The following is a 14,435-nucleotide window of genomic DNA, read 5'->3' as shown; positions in this document are numbered from 1 at the left end:
TTCCGGATCGATTTCGGGTGGACTGGAAATAGGCTCCTTGCGATGGTTCTCCGTCATTCGAAGAGGGCTATAGCCGATGCGAAAACCGGGTTCGATGAAAGGTCTCGAGGATCTCGGGCGCGTGCGGCTGTCGCAAAACTTCTTTTTCCGCGATTTCCTGCATTCCGAAATTGCCGATTTCTACCGCATTCCCAACATCCCAGAGGATCCCGATCTCGCGATCGAGGCGGGCAGGCGGCTTTGCCAGGAATTGCTGGAGCCGCTGGAAGCGACCTTTGGTCGCTTGCATATCCGCTCTGGCTACCGGTCGCCCGCCGTCAATCGCTTCGGCAACGAGAACAATCTGAATTGTTCGACCAATGCCGCCACCGCGGCGCATCACATCTGGGATATCAGGGATTTTGACAGCTGCATGGGCGCGGCCGTCTGCATTGCCGTGCCGTGGATGCTCGACCACTACAGCGATGACGGCGACTGGCGGCGGCTCGCCTGGTGGATTCACGACCACCTGCCTTACGCCTCGCTCTGCTTCTTCCCGAAGCTCTGGGCCTTCAATATCCAGTGGCACGAACGGCCGAAGCGGGTCATCCAAAGCTATATCAACCCGCGCGGCATCCTCACCAAACCGGGCATGGCCAATTGGGAAGGCGATCATTCCGAATGGTACGAGGGATTTCCCACGCTCAGAAACTGATGCGATAGCGGATGTGGCCGTCGCTTTCGACATAGCTGTCATAGAGCGCGCGGGCCGTCTTGTTGTTTTCGCTCGTATGCCAGTAAAGCCGCGACCAGCCCTTCGTCTTGCTGAGCGCGATAAGATCGTCCATCAGCGCCCGCCCGACGCCCTTGCCGCGCGCATCGGGATCGACAAAAAGATCTTCGAGATAGCAGTCCCGGGTGCGGATCCACGTGCCCTCATGCGTGAGGTAAAGTGCAAATCCCATCAGCCGGCCATCCACTTCGGCAACGCGCATCGCGATCGCCGACGCCGGATCGAAAACCCGGCGCCATGTCTGGTCGGTGATATCGGCATCGACCGTCACTTCATAAAAGGCGAGATAAGCCGCCCAGAGTTCGCGCCAGCGGACCTCATCCTCAGGGCGGGCATCGCGTATCGTCACAGTCATGGGCGTTCCTTCTTCAGGCGCCGGCTTCGTCGAGCAGCGCCATCGCTTCCTTGGAGAGCGAAAGTGTCGCCGATTTCACCAGGCTTTCAAGCTGCGAAAGACTGGTCGCACTGGCGATCGGCGCCGTCACGCCCTTCTTGCGCAGCAGCCAGGCGAGCGCAATTTCCGCGGGCTTGGCGCCGGTCTCGGTCGAAACCTTGTCGAGTGCTGCCAGGATGCGCAGGCCTTTGGCGTCGAGATATTGCGAAACGCGGCCTTCGCGGGCGCGGCCCTGCGTGTCGGCCTTGCTGCGGTATTTGCCGGTGAGGAAGCCGGCGGCGAGGCTGAAATAGGTGATAACGCCGATATCCTGCCTGACGCAGAGTTCGGCGAGCGGCCCCTCGAAATTGGCGCGCTCATAAAGATTATATTCCGGCTGCAGCACGTCGTATCGCGGCAGGCCGGCCTTCTCGGCGGCGTCGAAAGAGGCCTGAAGCAGCGCCGCATCATAGTTCGAGCAGCCGATGGCGCGGATCTTGCCCTGCTGTTTCAGCTTGGCGAAGGCGCCGAGCGTTTCCTCGTGCGGCGTATCGGCATCCGGCCAGTGCGAGAGATAGAGGTCGATGTGGTCGGTTTGCAGCCGGCGCAGCGAATCCTCGACCGCCTTCAGGATGTAGGCTTCCTTGAGCGTTTTTCCCTGACCCATGTCCGAGCCGACCTTGGTGATGATGACGGCCTTGTCGCGGGAAATCCGTGATTGCTTCAGCCAGCGCCCGACGATCTCCTCGGAATCGCCGCCCTTGTTGCCGGGAACCCAGGAGGAATAGACATCCGCCGTATCGATCGTGTTCAGGCCCGCATCGAAGAAGGCGTCGAGAATGGCGAAGGACGTTTTCTCGTCGGCCGTCCAGCCGAAGACATTGCCGCCGAACACGATCGGCGAAATCGAAAGACCTGTTTTTCCAAGCCGGCGCATTTCCATGACGCTCTCCAAATGAATGAAATGATTTGAAATTGCGGATACGGCAGAACGCCGCCCCGGAACATGGTGCCGAAAGTGTCGGCGCTTTTCGGCCGGCACCACACTCTGACTGCCCGGCATAACCTAGCGCGCTTTCCGCATCAGGGAAGCCAAACTTCCGTGATTTCGTCCCGCGCCATTGCGCCGCAGCGGGCGCCTGAATATGGTTCGCGGAAATCAGCTTGGGAGATTGGGATCATGTTGCGTTTCGGTATCATTTCAACCGCCAAGATCGGCCGCGACAATGTCGTTCCTGCGATCCAGGATGCGGAGAACTGCGTCGTCACGGCGATTGCGAGCCGCGATCTCGCGCGTGCAAGGGAGATGGCGGACCGCTTCTCGGTGCCGCATGCCTTCGGCTCCTACGAGGAGATGCTTGCCTCCGACGTGATCGACGCCGTCTATATCCCGCTGCCGACCTCGCAGCACATCGAATGGTCGATCAAGGCTGCCGATGCCGGCAAGCACGTGCTCTGCGAAAAGCCGCTGGCGTTGAAGGCAGCCGATATCGACGAAGTGATCGCTGCCCGCGACCGCAACCGGGTGGTCGTCACCGAAGCCTATATGATCACCTATTCCCCGGTCTGGCAGAAGGTGCGTTCGCTGATCGATGAGGGCGCGATCGGCTCGCTCAAGCATGTGCAGGGTGCCTTCACCTATTTCAACCGCGACGCGGCCAACATGCGCAACATCCCCGAACTCGGCGGCGGCGGCCTTCCCGATATCGGCGTCTATCCGGTTATGAGCACGCGTTTTTCCACCGGCAAGGAGCCGCTCTGGATTCAGGCGATCACCGAGCGCGATCCCGATTTCGGCACGGACATCTATTCGAGCGTCAAGGCCGATTTCGGCGACTTCGAGCTGAGCTTCTATGTCTCGACGCAGATGGCCAACCGCCAGGTCATGGTCTTTCACGGCACCGACGGCTACATCGAGGTCAAGTCGCCGTTCAATGCCAATCGCTGGGGGCCGGAGGAAATCGAGCTTGCCGACCGCAGCCACAATGAATCGCGCATCTTCCGCTTCCAGGACAGCCGCCAGTACAAGCGCGAGGTCGAGGCCTTTGCCAGAGCGGTGAAGGGCAAGGAAGAGATCGTCACACTGGAAAATTCGAAGCTGAACCAGAAGGTGATCGATGCGATCTACCGCGCCAGCGAGAAGGACGGCTGGGAAGCCGTCTGATTATTCCGCGCGGAAGACGAAGCGCGAATAGCCGAAGAAGCTGAAGACCATGGCGGCGATGCTGGCAACCACCATCGCCGCAAGCGGCTGCAGCGCCGGCAGCGAAAGCAGAAGCGCGGAATAAAGTCCATAATTGACGAGCGCCGCCGTGACGCCGACCGAGCCGTAACGGAAGCCTTCGGCGGCGAGCGAGCGGCCGGAGCGATCGAAGGTGAAGTTCCGGTTGAAGACCCAGGTTGACGCCATGGCGAGGGCGATCGCGATGAGCCGCGCCAGGAAAGGCCCGAGCGGTGTCAGCGCCAGCAGCGCCGACAGCACGCCCGCATCGACGAGAAAGCCGATGCCGCCGGCAATCGCAAAACGGATGAGCTTCTTCACGCCGCGTCCGCCTTGCCGCGGCCGGCGCGGGGCGCAGACGCTGCATCGCTATCCGGCAGCTTGGCCGCGCCTGGCGTTTCCAGGCTCATATAATGGATGCGCAGCTGTTCGGCGCGGGCGCGTGCGACGGAATCGAGAATGACGCCGGCGGTGAACAGCATGAAGGAAATCATCATCAGTGCCATCGACAGCACCCAGGTCGGCATGCGGCTGACGAGGCCCGTCTCGAAATATTCCGCCAGCACCGGCGTCATGAAGCCGAGGCTTGCCAGCATGAAGGCGGCGCTGATCGCACTGAAGAAGGCGAAGGGCCGCGTCTCCTTCATCAGCATCGCAAACATCCAGAGGATCTTGCCGCCGTCGCGGAAGGTCGAAAGCTTGGAATGCGATCCCTCCGGGCGGCGGCCATAGTCGAGCTCCAGTTCGCTGACCGGCAGCTTCAGCCGGGAGGCATGCACCGACATTTCGGTCTCGATCTCGAAGCCGCCCGACACAGCCGGGAAGCTCTTGACGAAACGGCGCGAGAAGGCGCGGTAGCCGGAGAAGATATCGGTGAAATCAGGGCCGAAGATCGTCCGGTAGAGCACGTTGAAAAGCCGATTGCCGAGTGCATGGCCGTGACGGCCAGCGTCGGCATGCACGCCGCGGCGCGTTCCTACAACCATGTCGGCGCGCTCCGTCAGCAGCGTCCGCACCAGTTCTTCGGCGTCATCGGGCGCATAGGTTCCGTCGCCGTCGGCCATGATGTAGATGTCGGCATCGATGTCGGCGAACATGCGGCGCACGACGTGACCCTTGCCCTGCCGCCGCTCGCGCACAACATGCGCGCCGGCCAGCATCGCCTGCAGCGCGGTCCCGTCGGTGGAATTGTTGTCATAGACATGGATCGCTGCATCCGGCAGCATCGCCCGGAAGCCTTGCACCACAGGGCCGATCGTTGCCGCCTCGTTATAGCAGGGAAGCAGGACGGCGATATCAAGATTACCGGTACGCGATCGGGCCATGACTTTACTCGTTACACAGAAGCCGTGCCGAGCCTAAACCACTCGGTGTTAATAAGACGCTATGACGCAGGCGAAATCGCCGGCAACCGGAGGCGGCTTTACACTTTCTTGATCGGCGGGGGCTAAGGTCAGCCATCTGGAAACGAACTGCTAACCACATGAATGCCGTGCAGCCGATCGCCAATGCATCATCCGCGACCGAAGTCCATCGCAGTGGAATGCGCGGCCTGCTGACGCGGCTGTGGCCGGCCGTCACCGCCTACAGCGTCATTCTTGCCGCCATTATCGTCGTCACCAGGCTTTCCGGCGCCACCGATTATGTCGGTCCCGACAATGACGACGGCATGCGTCTCGTCGAGGTTCGCGATTTTCTCGCCGGCCAGGGCTGGTTCGATCTGATGCAATACCGCCTCGGTCTCGGCGGCGGTACACTGATGCACTGGTCACGGCTGATCGATCTGCCGATCGCCTCGCTGATCTGGTTCTTCGGTCTGTTCGCGCCGCGCGAGACGGCCGAGGCGCTGGCGCTCGCCGTCTGGCCGGTGTCGCTCATTCTGCCGGCAATGCTTGCCATGGCCGTTGCCGGCCGGCGCATTGGCGGTGCCGCCGGCATGCATATCAGCCTCGGCATGACCTGCTTCGTGATCTACACCGGCAATCGTTTCGCGCCCGGTGCCCTCGATCATCACAATGCGCAGCTGGCGCTGGTCGCGACGATGACGGCGATGCTGCTGGATCCGCAGCGTCGCGGCTGGAGCTATGCGGTTGCCGGCATCGCCGCGGCTGTCGCCATTGCCATCGGCGCCGAGACGACGCCCTTCGTCGCCGCCGTCTGCTTGGCCGTCGCCCTGCTCTGGGCATGGGAGGGCCGGGATTTCGCTGTCGCCGCCCAGTCCTTCGGCCTGGCGCTGGCGATTGCGATCAGCATCCTCTTCTTCGCCACGGTGCCGCCTCGGCTCTATTCCATGGTCACCTGCGACAATCTCTCGCTCGGCTATTACAGCCTTGCGGCGATCGGCGGCGGTCTTCTGCTGTTCTGCGCGGTTTTTGCGAGCCGCCTTGCCCGCCCCATGCGCTTTCTGGCGCTGACCGTCATCGGCGCCGGCGTTCTCGGCTCGGCAATCGTGATCGCGCCGCAATGCCTGAGCGATCCGCTGGCTGGCCTCGATCCGATGCTGGTCGAGCTCTGGCTGAGGAATGTTTCCGAAGCAAAGTCGGTCTTCGCGCTGGCACGCACCGAGCCCTTCGATGTCGGCGCCTTCTACGCGGCCGGCCTCTTCGGCATCGCCGTCTGCATCTTCCGCATCGTCCAGCGGGACCGGGCCCAGATCCATCTGATCCTGCTTTTCCTGCTCGCCATCTGCTGGGGGATCGCGCTGGTGCAGGTGCGCGGCTCGCCCTTCTCCAACCTGCTCTCGATCCTTCCGCTTAGCCTGCTGATCATCGATATCAGGCGCATCTCCAACGGCGACAGCGAGAATGTCGCCGCCGCCTTCGTTTATATAATGACGGTGTTTGCGAGCGTCCCGGCCGCCTGGGCGGTCGGTGGCGGGCTTTTATCGATGCAGCTGGGAAATGACGGCCAGAAAAAGGCGGCCGAACCGACCAAGGAGCACTCCTGCAACTCAAGCCAGGCGCTGGCGCCGCTTGCCGGGCTTCCCGCCGGCCTCGTCTCCGCCCCGGCGGAAATGGGTGTTTCCATTCTTCGTTTCACACAGAACCGGGTTCTCGCGGCGCCCTATCATCGCGATCAGGGTGGGATGCTGACGGAGCTGCATATCGGCATGGCCAAACCGCAGGAGGCGGAATCTTTTCTGAAGGGAGCGGGCGTGACCGCGCTCGCTTTCTGCCCTGACGATCCGCAGACACGCCAGCTCGCCAAATTGAAGCCGGATGGGCTCTATGCCGAACTCGGCGAGGGCAATATTCCGCCCTATCTCGAGCCGCTCCCGAAGGCGGCGGATGCAGGCGTGCAGTTCTTTCGCTATCGGCCGGCGGCGAATTGACGCCGGCAGCGGTCTTTACTGAAAGACGCGCAGTGCACGAAGACGTGCGCTGGCATAGAGGCCGAGCACGAACAGGATCAGGCCGCCATTATAGCCGAGGATGGCATAGAGGAGCGCCAGAAGCGAAACCGGCCCGGGCGAAAATATCGCCGCCAGCGCGAAGGTCATCCCGATCAGCGCGGCGACCAACGCGATCGCGGCGGCCGAGCGCATTTGCCCGGCGCTGATGCCCAATGCTGCTGCTGTGAGAATAATCATTTCAGCACCTTCCCAGAGAGAACGAGGGGAAGCATAGGAAGCGCCAACTAACAAAGATTTACCGGCCAAGTTCGCCGAAAAGCCTTTGCTTTGCGGTGGTTAGCAATCCCTTTCGGGTAAAACGCAAAGTCTAACGATGCGTTCCGCGCGGAAGCAAAATTTTTCCCGATTTTGTTGTTGTCGATTAAACTGCAACGATGACATGTATTGAATACTCCGCCCGACGGCCGCATTCCCACAGCCGGGAAAACAGGTCTCGGTCGGCATCGCGACCTTCCCGTTTCCCGCGGATGGTCATAGAAAGAAGGCATGAGCAACGTCTTCGACAGCGATTCGCCGACCAACCTTGCCGAATATTCGGTTTCGGAGCTTTCCGGCTCCATCAAGCGCACCGTCGAAACGGCTTTCGACCAGGTTCGCGTGCGCGGCGAAATATCGGGCTATCGCGGTCCGCACTCTTCGGGCCACGCCTATTTCTCCCTGAAGGATGACCGCGCCCGCATCGATGCCGTCATCTGGAAGGGTACCTTCTCGCGCCTGAAGTTCCGTCCGGAAGAGGGTATGGAAGTCATCGCCACCGGCAAGGTCACCACCTTCCCGGGCTCCTCGAAGTACCAGATCGTCATCGAGACGCTGGAACCCGCCGGCGCCGGTGCGCTGATGGCGCTGATCGAGGAGCGCAAGCGCAGGCTTGGCGCCGAAGGCCTCTTCGATGCCGCCCGCAAGAAGCGGCTGCCTTTCATGCCCAAGGTGATTGGCGTCGTCACCTCGCCGACCGGCGCCGTGATCCGCGATATCCTGCACCGCATCTCCGATCGGTTCCCCGTGCATGTCCTCGTCTGGCCGGTCAAGGTGCAGGGGGAGGGGTCCGGCGAGGAGGTGGCGAACGCCATCCGTGGCTTCAATGCGCTGGAGCCGGGAGGCGCGATTGCCCGTCCCGACGTGCTGATCGTCGCACGCGGCGGCGGCAGCCTGGAAGACCTCTGGAGCTTCAACGACGAAACTGTCGTGCGCGCCGCGGCCGAAAGCCGGATACCGCTGATCTCGGCGGTCGGTCACGAGACCGACTGGACGCTGATCGATTATGCCGCCGATGTCCGCGCCCCGACGCCGACCGGTGCTGCGGAAATGGCCGTGCCCGTCAAGGCGGAGTTGGAGGCGCAGGCCGCCGCTCTGGCCGCGCGCCTGCAGGGCTGCATGAACCGGCAGATGGATCAGCGCCGCCAGTCCGTCCGCGCCCTGATGCGGGCTTTGCCGTCGCTCGATCAGCTTCTCGCTTTGCCGCGGCGTCGCTTCGACGAGGCAGCCGCCGGCCTCGGCCGCGGGCTGGAACTCAACACCATCAACAAGCGCCGCGGCTTCGAGCGTGTCGCCTCGCATCTGCGCCCTGATGTGCTCTCCAACCGCATCGCCGAGCGCCGCCAGCTTCTGAACGAGCGCATGGCGCGGGCCGAACGCACCGTCGAACGCCTGCTCGACCGTTCGACGTCCCGCATCGACCGCGCCGAGGCCATCCTCGCATCGTTGCCCACCCGGCTGAAGACGCAGACCGATCGCGGCCGCGAACGTCTCGGCAATCTCACGCGCCATGCCGATACGGCGATCCGCCACCAGCTGACGCGCGCCCGCGCCGAGCTTTCCGCACAGGATCGCGTGCTGCAGTCGCTCTCCTATAAGAACGTGCTGAAGCGCGGCTACGCCGTCATCCGCGATGAGGATGACAGGCCGGTCTCCCAGGCCGCGGCTCTCTCCGTCGGCATGGGCATCGCCATCGAATTCGCCGACGGCCGCGTCGGCGCGCTGACGACGGAAGGCGGAACTCCGCCCGCCGGCGCCAAGAAGCGCAGTGCAAAACCTGCGGATCCGACGAAACAGGGAAGCCTATTCTGACGATGCGGATCCTGCTCGTGCTTGCCCATCCGCTGCCGGAAAGCTTTGCCGCTTCAGTGGCGCGCACGGCCCGCGAGGCCTTGGAAACCTCCGGCCATGTCGTCGATCTGCTCGATCTCTATGCCGAGGATTTCGATCCGCGTCTGTCCGAGGCGGAACGCCGCGCTTATTTCGACATGCCCTACGATACCTCGGCCGTCGCCGATGCCGTGGCCCGGCTGCGGTCGGCCGATGGGCTCGTCCTTGTCTTTCCGCAATGGTGGTTCAATTTTCCGGCCATCCTGAAAGGCTTCTTCGATCGCGTCTTCGCGCCGGGCGTGGCCTTCACCCACGATGCCGCCGGCGGCCGCATCGTGCCTCAGCTTACCAATATCAGGCTGCTCTATGCGCTGACGACGACGGGCTCGCCCTGGTGGCTCGTGCATCTCTACATGGGCAATCCCGTTCGCCGCCTGCTGAAGCGCGGCATCGCCAATTTCTGCTCGAAGAAGCTCGTCTTCCGCATGCTGAGCCTGCACGACATGGACCGGGCGACCGAGGCCAGGCGCAAGGCGCATCTGGAGCGTGTCCGCAAGGCGCTTGCCGCCGTCTGACTATTCGAAATCCGACAGGAATTTCTTGAGCAGCCGGTCGAATTCGGCCTTGTCCTCGGCTGTCAGATTGCGCGTCAAGCGCTGCTGGTTGGCGACATGGGCGCCGACCGCCTCTTCGACGGTCGCAAGGCCCTTTTCGGTCAGCGCGATCAGCACGCTGCGCCTGTCTTCCGGATTGAGGATGCGCTCGACGAAGCCCGCTTTCTCCAGCTGGTCGATCCGGTTGGTCATCGTACCGGAGCTGACCATCGTCATCTCCAGAAGCTCCCCCGGCGAGAGCCGGTGCGGCGCGCCGGAGCGGCGAAGCGTGGCCAGCACGTCGAAAGCCGAGGTGGAAAGCCCGTGCTTCATGAGCACGGTCTCGACTTCACGGCCGAGATGGGTTCCGAGGCGCTTCAGCCGTCCGAGGATGCCCATCGGTTCGACGTCGAGATCCGGCCGCTCGCGCCGCCATTGCGCCAGGATCCTGTCGACGTGATCTTGCTTCTCTTCACTCATGTCACATCGATATCAGCAGATATCTTGACGTCAAGATAAATTGCGCTATGTTGAATTTATCTTGATGTAGAGATTCTTGATATGAAGACAAATTCGCGATATCTCGCCGATGTGCTGATCACCGCCGTCGCGCCGGCCATCTGGGGCAGCACCTATTTCGTCACGACATCCTACCTGCCGGAAGGCTACCCGCTGACGGTTGCGATGCTGCGCGCCCTGCCGGCGGGTCTGCTTCTGCTGCTCATCGTCCGCAAGCTGCCGACCGGTGTCTGGTGGGGCCGGGCCTTCGTTCTCGGCGCGCTCAACTTCTCGTTCTTCTGGGCGATGCTCTTCGTTTCGGCCTATCGGCTGCCGGGCGGCGTGGCGGCCACCGTCGGCGCCGTACAGCCGCTGATCGTCATCGCCTTGTCGCGCCTTTTCCTCGGCAAGCCGATCCGCTTCCTCGCCGTCGTCGCCGGTCTGATCGGCATCTCGGGGGTGGCGCTGCTGGTACTGACGCCGAATGCGGCGCTCGATCCGGTCGGCGTCGCCGCCGGTCTCGCCGGCGCGGTGTCGATGGCCTTCGGCACGGTGCTGAGCCGCCATTGGCAGCCGCCCGTTTCCAGCCTGACCTTCACGTCATGGCAGTTGACCGCCGGCGGTATTCTGCTCGTGCCCGTCGCCTTGCTGCTGGAGCCGGCGCTTCTCACGCCGACGACAGAAAATATTCTCGGCATCGCCTATCTCGGTCTGATCGGCGCAGCCTTCACCTATCTGCTCTGGTTCCGCGGCCTGTCGCGCATCGAGCCCTCGGCCGCAGCATCGCTCGGCTTCCTCAGCCCCGTCGTCGCGACTCTGCTCGGCTGGCTGGCGCTCGGCCAGAGCCTGACGCCGGCGCAGATCGCCGGCTTTGCCATGGTGCTCGCCAGCGTCTGGCTCAGTCAGCGGACGATGATGCCGGTCAGGCCCACTCGCCCTGGCGCATCACCGCAACCCGCGATCCGTCAGGCTTGACGCCGTCGATATCGACCTTGTCGGAGCCGATCATCCAGTCGATATGGATGAGGCTGGAATTGCCGCCCTGCGCCTTGATCTGCTCCTGGCTCAAGGTCGCCCCGTCGAGGAAGCACTTGGAATAGCACTGGCCGAGCGCGATGTGGCAGGAGGCGTTTTCGTCGAACAGCGTGTTGTAGAACAGGATGCCGCTCGCCGAGATCGGGGAGGAATGCGGTACGAGCGCCACTTCGCCGAGCCGGCGCGCGCCTTCGTCGGTATCAAGCACCTTGTTCAGCACCACTTCGCCGCGCGACGCCTTGGCCTCGACGATGCGGCCGCCTTCGAAGCGCACCTGGATGTTGTCGATCAGCGTGCCCTGATGCGACAGCGGCTTGGTGCTTGAGACATGACCTTCGACGCGCAGCGCATGCGGCGTCGTGAAGACTTCCTCGGTCGGGATATTCGGATTGCAGGTGATGCCGTTCTTGGCGGTGGAAGCGCCGCCATGCCACTCGTGCCCGTCGGCGAGGCCGACCGTCAGGTCCGTGCCCGGTCCCGTGAAATGCAGCGCGGCGAAGCGCTCGCCGTTCAGCCAGGCGGAGCGTTTGGCGAGGTTGGCATTGTGCTCGGCCCAGGCGGCGACGGGGTCGCTGACATCGACGCGCGAGGCGGCAAAGATCGCCTTGGCGAGCTTGGCGATCGCGATCGGTTCAGGATCGTCGGGGAAGACCACTTTGGCCCAGGAAGGGTTGGGATAGGAGACGATGTTCCAGTTGATGTCGAAATTCGAGATCTTTTCCAGCGCCGGCTTATAGGCGGTGGAGGTGGCGCGATTGGCGCGGCCGACCTTGCCGGCATCCTGATCGGACAGCAGCATTGGATTGTCGCCGGCGATTGCAAGACGGGCCGCACCGTTGGCATAGGCCTTGGCCATGCCCTCGTAGAGCCAGCCGGAAGCGCGGTCGAAACTCTCGTCGCTGCCGTACTGATAGCGCGCCAGCGTCGTTTCCTCGTCGGTATAGAAGGCGTTTACCAATCCGGCGCCGGCCTGATAGGCGTGCTTGGTAATCAGTCGCACGAGCGGCAGCGCCACCACAGGCGCGGTGATCACCAGATCCTGGCCCTTCTGCAGCTGAAGGCCGACCTTGACGGCGACCTCGGCAAGCCTTTCCAGCTTGGCGGGATCAACGGTGTTCTGGGTCTGGGGCATGAAATTCATGGTGCAACCTGCCTCTTGTCGACGGTGGGAGGCTGGAAGACTTAGACCCGTTTGCGGCGAAATTGAAGCGTGCCGCATCCGAATTGCCCGCGGCCGGATCTTGTCCGGCCGCTTAGGTGCTTCAAGCGGCGGCGGGCAGCCTGAGCAGGATCGAGTTATGTTTCTCCAGGAACTCGGTCAGCCGCTGCGGATAGTCCTCGCCGACCGCGTCCCGAACGCTTGCCCGCGCCGACAGCGCCTTGCGCCAGCGCTTGACCCGATCGAGCCCGTCAAAGATGCCGCTGTCGCCGAGCGTGTCGAAGAGATCGAAATAGCGGAAGACCGGCGCAAAGACGGCGTCGACGAGGCTGAAGCTGCCGCCGGCGAAATAGGGTCCGTCCGCCAACGCGGCCTCGATCGTCGCGAATTTGGCGGTCAGTGTCTTGCGCTTGGCCTCCAGCTGCACCGCATCCTCTGCCGTTTCATAGCTCCAGAGATCGGAGAGCACGGACGAGCCGAATTCCATCCAGCCGCGGTGGCGGGCGCGGGTCAGCGGATCGACCGGATGCAGGGCGGCGCCTGCCAGCGTTTCCTCCAGATATTCGCAGATGACGCTGCTTTCGAACAGCACGGCGCCGCGGCCGTCTTCCTCCTCGATTCTGAGCAGCGGCACTTTGCCGAGCGGCGAGATCTTCAGGAACCAGTCGGGCTTGTCGGCGAGATCGATGTTGATGCGTTCGAAGGGCACGCCCTTTTCGAGAAGCGCGATCGCGGCACGCTGCACATAGGGGCAGAGGTGATGGCTGATGAGGGTAAGCCTGCTCATGAAAAATCTCCTGGCGGTTTGCGGAAAGAATTGGCTGCCATGATTACATGCATATGCATCTAATATCGCTTGCGGCGAAATTCAAGATAGATGTAATTGCATTTATGTCCGAGAAAATGCCCAAACCCAGCGAAGCCGTCATCTCAGCCTGGACGCATATCATGCGCGCCCGTGAGCGCCTGCTCGGCGCGATCGAGGCCGATCTGAAGGCGGCCGGCATGCCGCCGCTTGCCTGGTACGACGTGCTGTGGGAACTGGCGCGCTCGCAATCCGGCCGGCTGCGCCCCTATGAGATCGAGGAGCGGACATTGCTGACGCAGTATAATCTCTCCCGCCTGCTCGACCGGCTGGAAAGAGAGGGCCTGGTCCGGCGCGAGGTCTTCGCCGAAGACGGGCGCGGCCGCTGGATCGTCATCATCGAAGCTGGACGTCAGCTCCGCGAGCGCATGTGGGTAGTCTACGGCAGATCGATCGAGACCCATATCGGCGGCAAGCTTGCCGAAAGCGAGGCGCGGTCGATCGCCGGCCTGCTCGACCGCTTTCTGTAGTGCCTGTCATCGGGAATATGCGGCGGGTTCGGCAGCATGCTCCGGTCAGGCGATCAGCGGCGCGGCGACGGCGTTGAGCACCTTCAACGCCTCCTTCGGATCGAGCCGCACCTGAAGCCCGCGCTGCCCGCCGTTGATATAGACGAGCGGTTCGGCCAGGGCGGCCTCCTCGATCGCCGTCGGCACCATCTTCTTCTGGCCGAAGGGGCTGATGCCGCCGACATGATAGCCCGTCAGCCGCTCGGCATCGGCGGGCTTCATCATATTGGCCGACTTGCCGCGGAAGGCGCTCGCAAGCTTCTTCATGCTCACTTCGCGATCCGACGGCACGACCACGCAGACCGGCTTGCAGTCCACCTCCGCCATCAGCGTTTTCAGCACCCGCTGCGGTGCCTCGCCCAAAGCCTCCGCCGCCTGCAGGCCGACGCGTTCGGCGCCGGGGTCGTAGTCGTAGGCGTGGACGGAGAAAGCGACGCTCGCCTGGGAAAGAACCTGTGTCGCGCGGGTGGTCTTGGACATGGCTCAGCGCTCGAAAGCACCGGCGTAAATCTCCGGCTTGAAGCCGACGAGCAGCTTGCCCTTCGCCTCCAGCACCGGCCGTTTGATCATCGACGGCTGGTCGAGCATCAGCGTGATCGCCTTTTCCCGCGTCAGGTTCTCGCGTTCGGCATCGGGCAGTTTCCGGAAGGTGGTGCCGGCGCGGTTGAGCACGGTATCGAGGCCGGCTTCGTCGATCCACGCTTCCAGATGGGCGCGGTCGATGCCCAATGCCTTGTAGTCGTGAAACGCATAGGCGACATCATGCGCTTCCAGCCAGCTGCGGGCCTTCTTCATCGTGTCGCAATTCTTGATGCCATAGATGGTGACGGCCATGCCGGATCGATCTCCCTGTGATGACAGCGGGATAACATGCGCGAAGGCCGCCGCAAACGCCGTGCAGCGTTTTATCCCC

The 14,435-nt window shown here is 63.0% G+C and carries 17 protein-coding genes; 7 read left to right on the top strand and 10 right to left on the bottom strand.

Features of this window, described 5'->3' with window-relative positions; translation table 11 throughout:
- The first annotated feature begins 76 nt into the window (after nucleotides 1–76).
- Nucleotides 77–694, top strand: a complete 618-nt coding sequence (locus tag ATY77_RS05800; protein WP_088686514.1) for a hypothetical protein — start codon at nucleotides 77–79, stop codon at nucleotides 692–694.
- Here the strand turns inward: ATY77_RS05800 and ATY77_RS05795 are convergent.
- A complete protein-coding gene (locus ATY77_RS05795) occupies nucleotides 684–1,127 on the bottom strand; it encodes a GNAT family N-acetyltransferase (RefSeq protein ID WP_088686513.1) in 444 nt (147 codons plus the stop codon). The two genes, ATY77_RS05800 and ATY77_RS05795, sit on opposite strands and share 11 nt — an antisense overlap.
- A 13-nt stretch (nucleotides 1,128–1,140) precedes the next feature.
- Nucleotides 1,141–2,088 (bottom strand): aldo/keto reductase, encoded by a 948-nt coding sequence (locus tag ATY77_RS05790; protein ID WP_088686512.1) that lies wholly within the window; start codon nucleotides 2,086–2,088, stop codon nucleotides 1,141–1,143.
- Between the two features lie 237 nt (nucleotides 2,089–2,325).
- Here ATY77_RS05790 and ATY77_RS05785 point away from each other — a divergent pair, with 237 nt between their 5' ends.
- Entirely contained in the window at nucleotides 2,326–3,309 is a 984-nt protein-coding gene (locus tag ATY77_RS05785; RefSeq protein WP_088686511.1) for a Gfo/Idh/MocA family oxidoreductase, read from the top strand.
- On the opposite strand, the gene ATY77_RS05780 is transcribed toward ATY77_RS05785, so the two are convergent.
- Complete coding sequence (locus ATY77_RS05780; RefSeq protein WP_088686510.1) at nucleotides 3,310–3,687, bottom strand: GtrA family protein; 378 nt, start codon at nucleotides 3,685–3,687, stop codon at nucleotides 3,310–3,312.
- On the bottom strand, nucleotides 3,684–4,691 hold the full coding sequence (locus tag ATY77_RS05775; RefSeq protein ID WP_088686509.1) for a glycosyltransferase: 1,008 nt from the start codon (nucleotides 4,689–4,691) through the stop codon (nucleotides 3,684–3,686). Before ATY77_RS05775 ends, ATY77_RS05780 begins: the two co-directional genes overlap by 4 nt.
- A 158-nt stretch (nucleotides 4,692–4,849) precedes the next feature.
- Here ATY77_RS05775 and ATY77_RS05770 point away from each other — a divergent pair, with 158 nt between their 5' ends.
- Entirely contained in the window at nucleotides 4,850–6,697 is a 1,848-nt protein-coding gene (locus ATY77_RS05770; RefSeq protein ID WP_088686508.1) for a hypothetical protein, read from the top strand.
- Nucleotides 6,698–6,712: 15 nt separating this feature from the next.
- Here ATY77_RS05770 and ATY77_RS05765 read toward each other — a convergent pair whose 3' ends face one another.
- Complete coding sequence (locus ATY77_RS05765; protein ID WP_088686507.1) at nucleotides 6,713–6,955, bottom strand: hypothetical protein; 243 nt, start codon at nucleotides 6,953–6,955, stop codon at nucleotides 6,713–6,715.
- 309 nt (nucleotides 6,956–7,264) lie between these two features.
- Here ATY77_RS05765 and xseA point away from each other — a divergent pair, with 309 nt between their 5' ends.
- Both xseA and ATY77_RS05755 read left to right on the top strand, forming a co-directional pair.
- Entirely contained in the window at nucleotides 7,265–8,845 is a 1,581-nt protein-coding gene (gene xseA / locus ATY77_RS05760; protein WP_088686506.1) for an exodeoxyribonuclease VII large subunit, read from the top strand.
- Nucleotides 8,846–8,847: 2 nt separating this feature from the next.
- Complete coding sequence (locus ATY77_RS05755; RefSeq protein WP_088686505.1) at nucleotides 8,848–9,438, top strand: NAD(P)H-dependent oxidoreductase; 591 nt, start codon at nucleotides 8,848–8,850, stop codon at nucleotides 9,436–9,438.
- Here ATY77_RS05755 and ATY77_RS05750 read toward each other — a convergent pair whose 3' ends face one another.
- Entirely contained in the window at nucleotides 9,439–9,936 is a 498-nt protein-coding gene (locus tag ATY77_RS05750; RefSeq protein WP_088686504.1) for a MarR family transcriptional regulator, read from the bottom strand. It lies immediately after the preceding gene.
- A gap of 81 nt (nucleotides 9,937–10,017) precedes the next feature.
- On the opposite strand from ATY77_RS05750, the gene ATY77_RS05745 reads away from it, so the two are divergent.
- Nucleotides 10,018–10,929: an EamA family transporter gene (locus ATY77_RS05745; RefSeq protein WP_088686503.1), complete on the top strand. Its 912-nt coding sequence runs from the start codon at nucleotides 10,018–10,020 to the stop codon at nucleotides 10,927–10,929.
- On the opposite strand, the gene ATY77_RS05740 is transcribed toward ATY77_RS05745, so the two are convergent.
- Nucleotides 10,877–12,130 (bottom strand): aminopeptidase, encoded by a 1,254-nt coding sequence (locus tag ATY77_RS05740; RefSeq protein WP_088686502.1) that lies wholly within the window; start codon nucleotides 12,128–12,130, stop codon nucleotides 10,877–10,879. The two genes, ATY77_RS05745 and ATY77_RS05740, sit on opposite strands and share 53 nt — an antisense overlap.
- Before the next feature lie 121 nt (nucleotides 12,131–12,251).
- The gene (locus ATY77_RS05735) at nucleotides 12,252–12,935 is read right to left on the bottom strand and encodes a glutathione S-transferase family protein (protein ID WP_088686501.1); all 684 of its coding nucleotides are present in this window, start codon (nucleotides 12,933–12,935) and stop codon (nucleotides 12,252–12,254) included.
- A 104-nt stretch (nucleotides 12,936–13,039) separates the two neighbouring features.
- On the opposite strand from ATY77_RS05735, the gene ATY77_RS05730 reads away from it, so the two are divergent.
- On the top strand, nucleotides 13,040–13,483 hold the full coding sequence (locus ATY77_RS05730) for a helix-turn-helix domain-containing protein (RefSeq protein ID WP_088686687.1): 444 nt from the start codon (nucleotides 13,040–13,042) through the stop codon (nucleotides 13,481–13,483).
- A 45-nt stretch (nucleotides 13,484–13,528) separates the two neighbouring features.
- Here ATY77_RS05730 and ybaK read toward each other — a convergent pair whose 3' ends face one another.
- Nucleotides 13,529–14,002 carry a Cys-tRNA(Pro) deacylase gene (gene ybaK / locus ATY77_RS05725; RefSeq protein ID WP_088686500.1) on the bottom strand — a complete coding sequence of 158 codons (474 nt, stop codon included), beginning with the start codon at nucleotides 14,000–14,002 and terminating at the stop codon, nucleotides 13,529–13,531.
- A gap of 3 nt (nucleotides 14,003–14,005) precedes the next feature.
- A complete protein-coding gene (locus ATY77_RS05720) occupies nucleotides 14,006–14,356 on the bottom strand; it encodes an ArsC family reductase (RefSeq protein WP_088686499.1) in 351 nt (116 codons plus the stop codon).
- Nucleotides 14,357–14,435 lie beyond the last annotated feature (79 nt).

The sequence above is a fragment of the Rhizobium sp. R634 genome, assembly GCF_002211305.1.
In the GTDB taxonomy this organism is placed as follows: domain Bacteria; phylum Pseudomonadota; class Alphaproteobacteria; order Rhizobiales; family Rhizobiaceae; genus Rhizobium.
The sequence above is the reverse complement of the archived record's forward strand: the minus strand, read 5'-3'. Positions and strand labels throughout refer to the sequence as shown.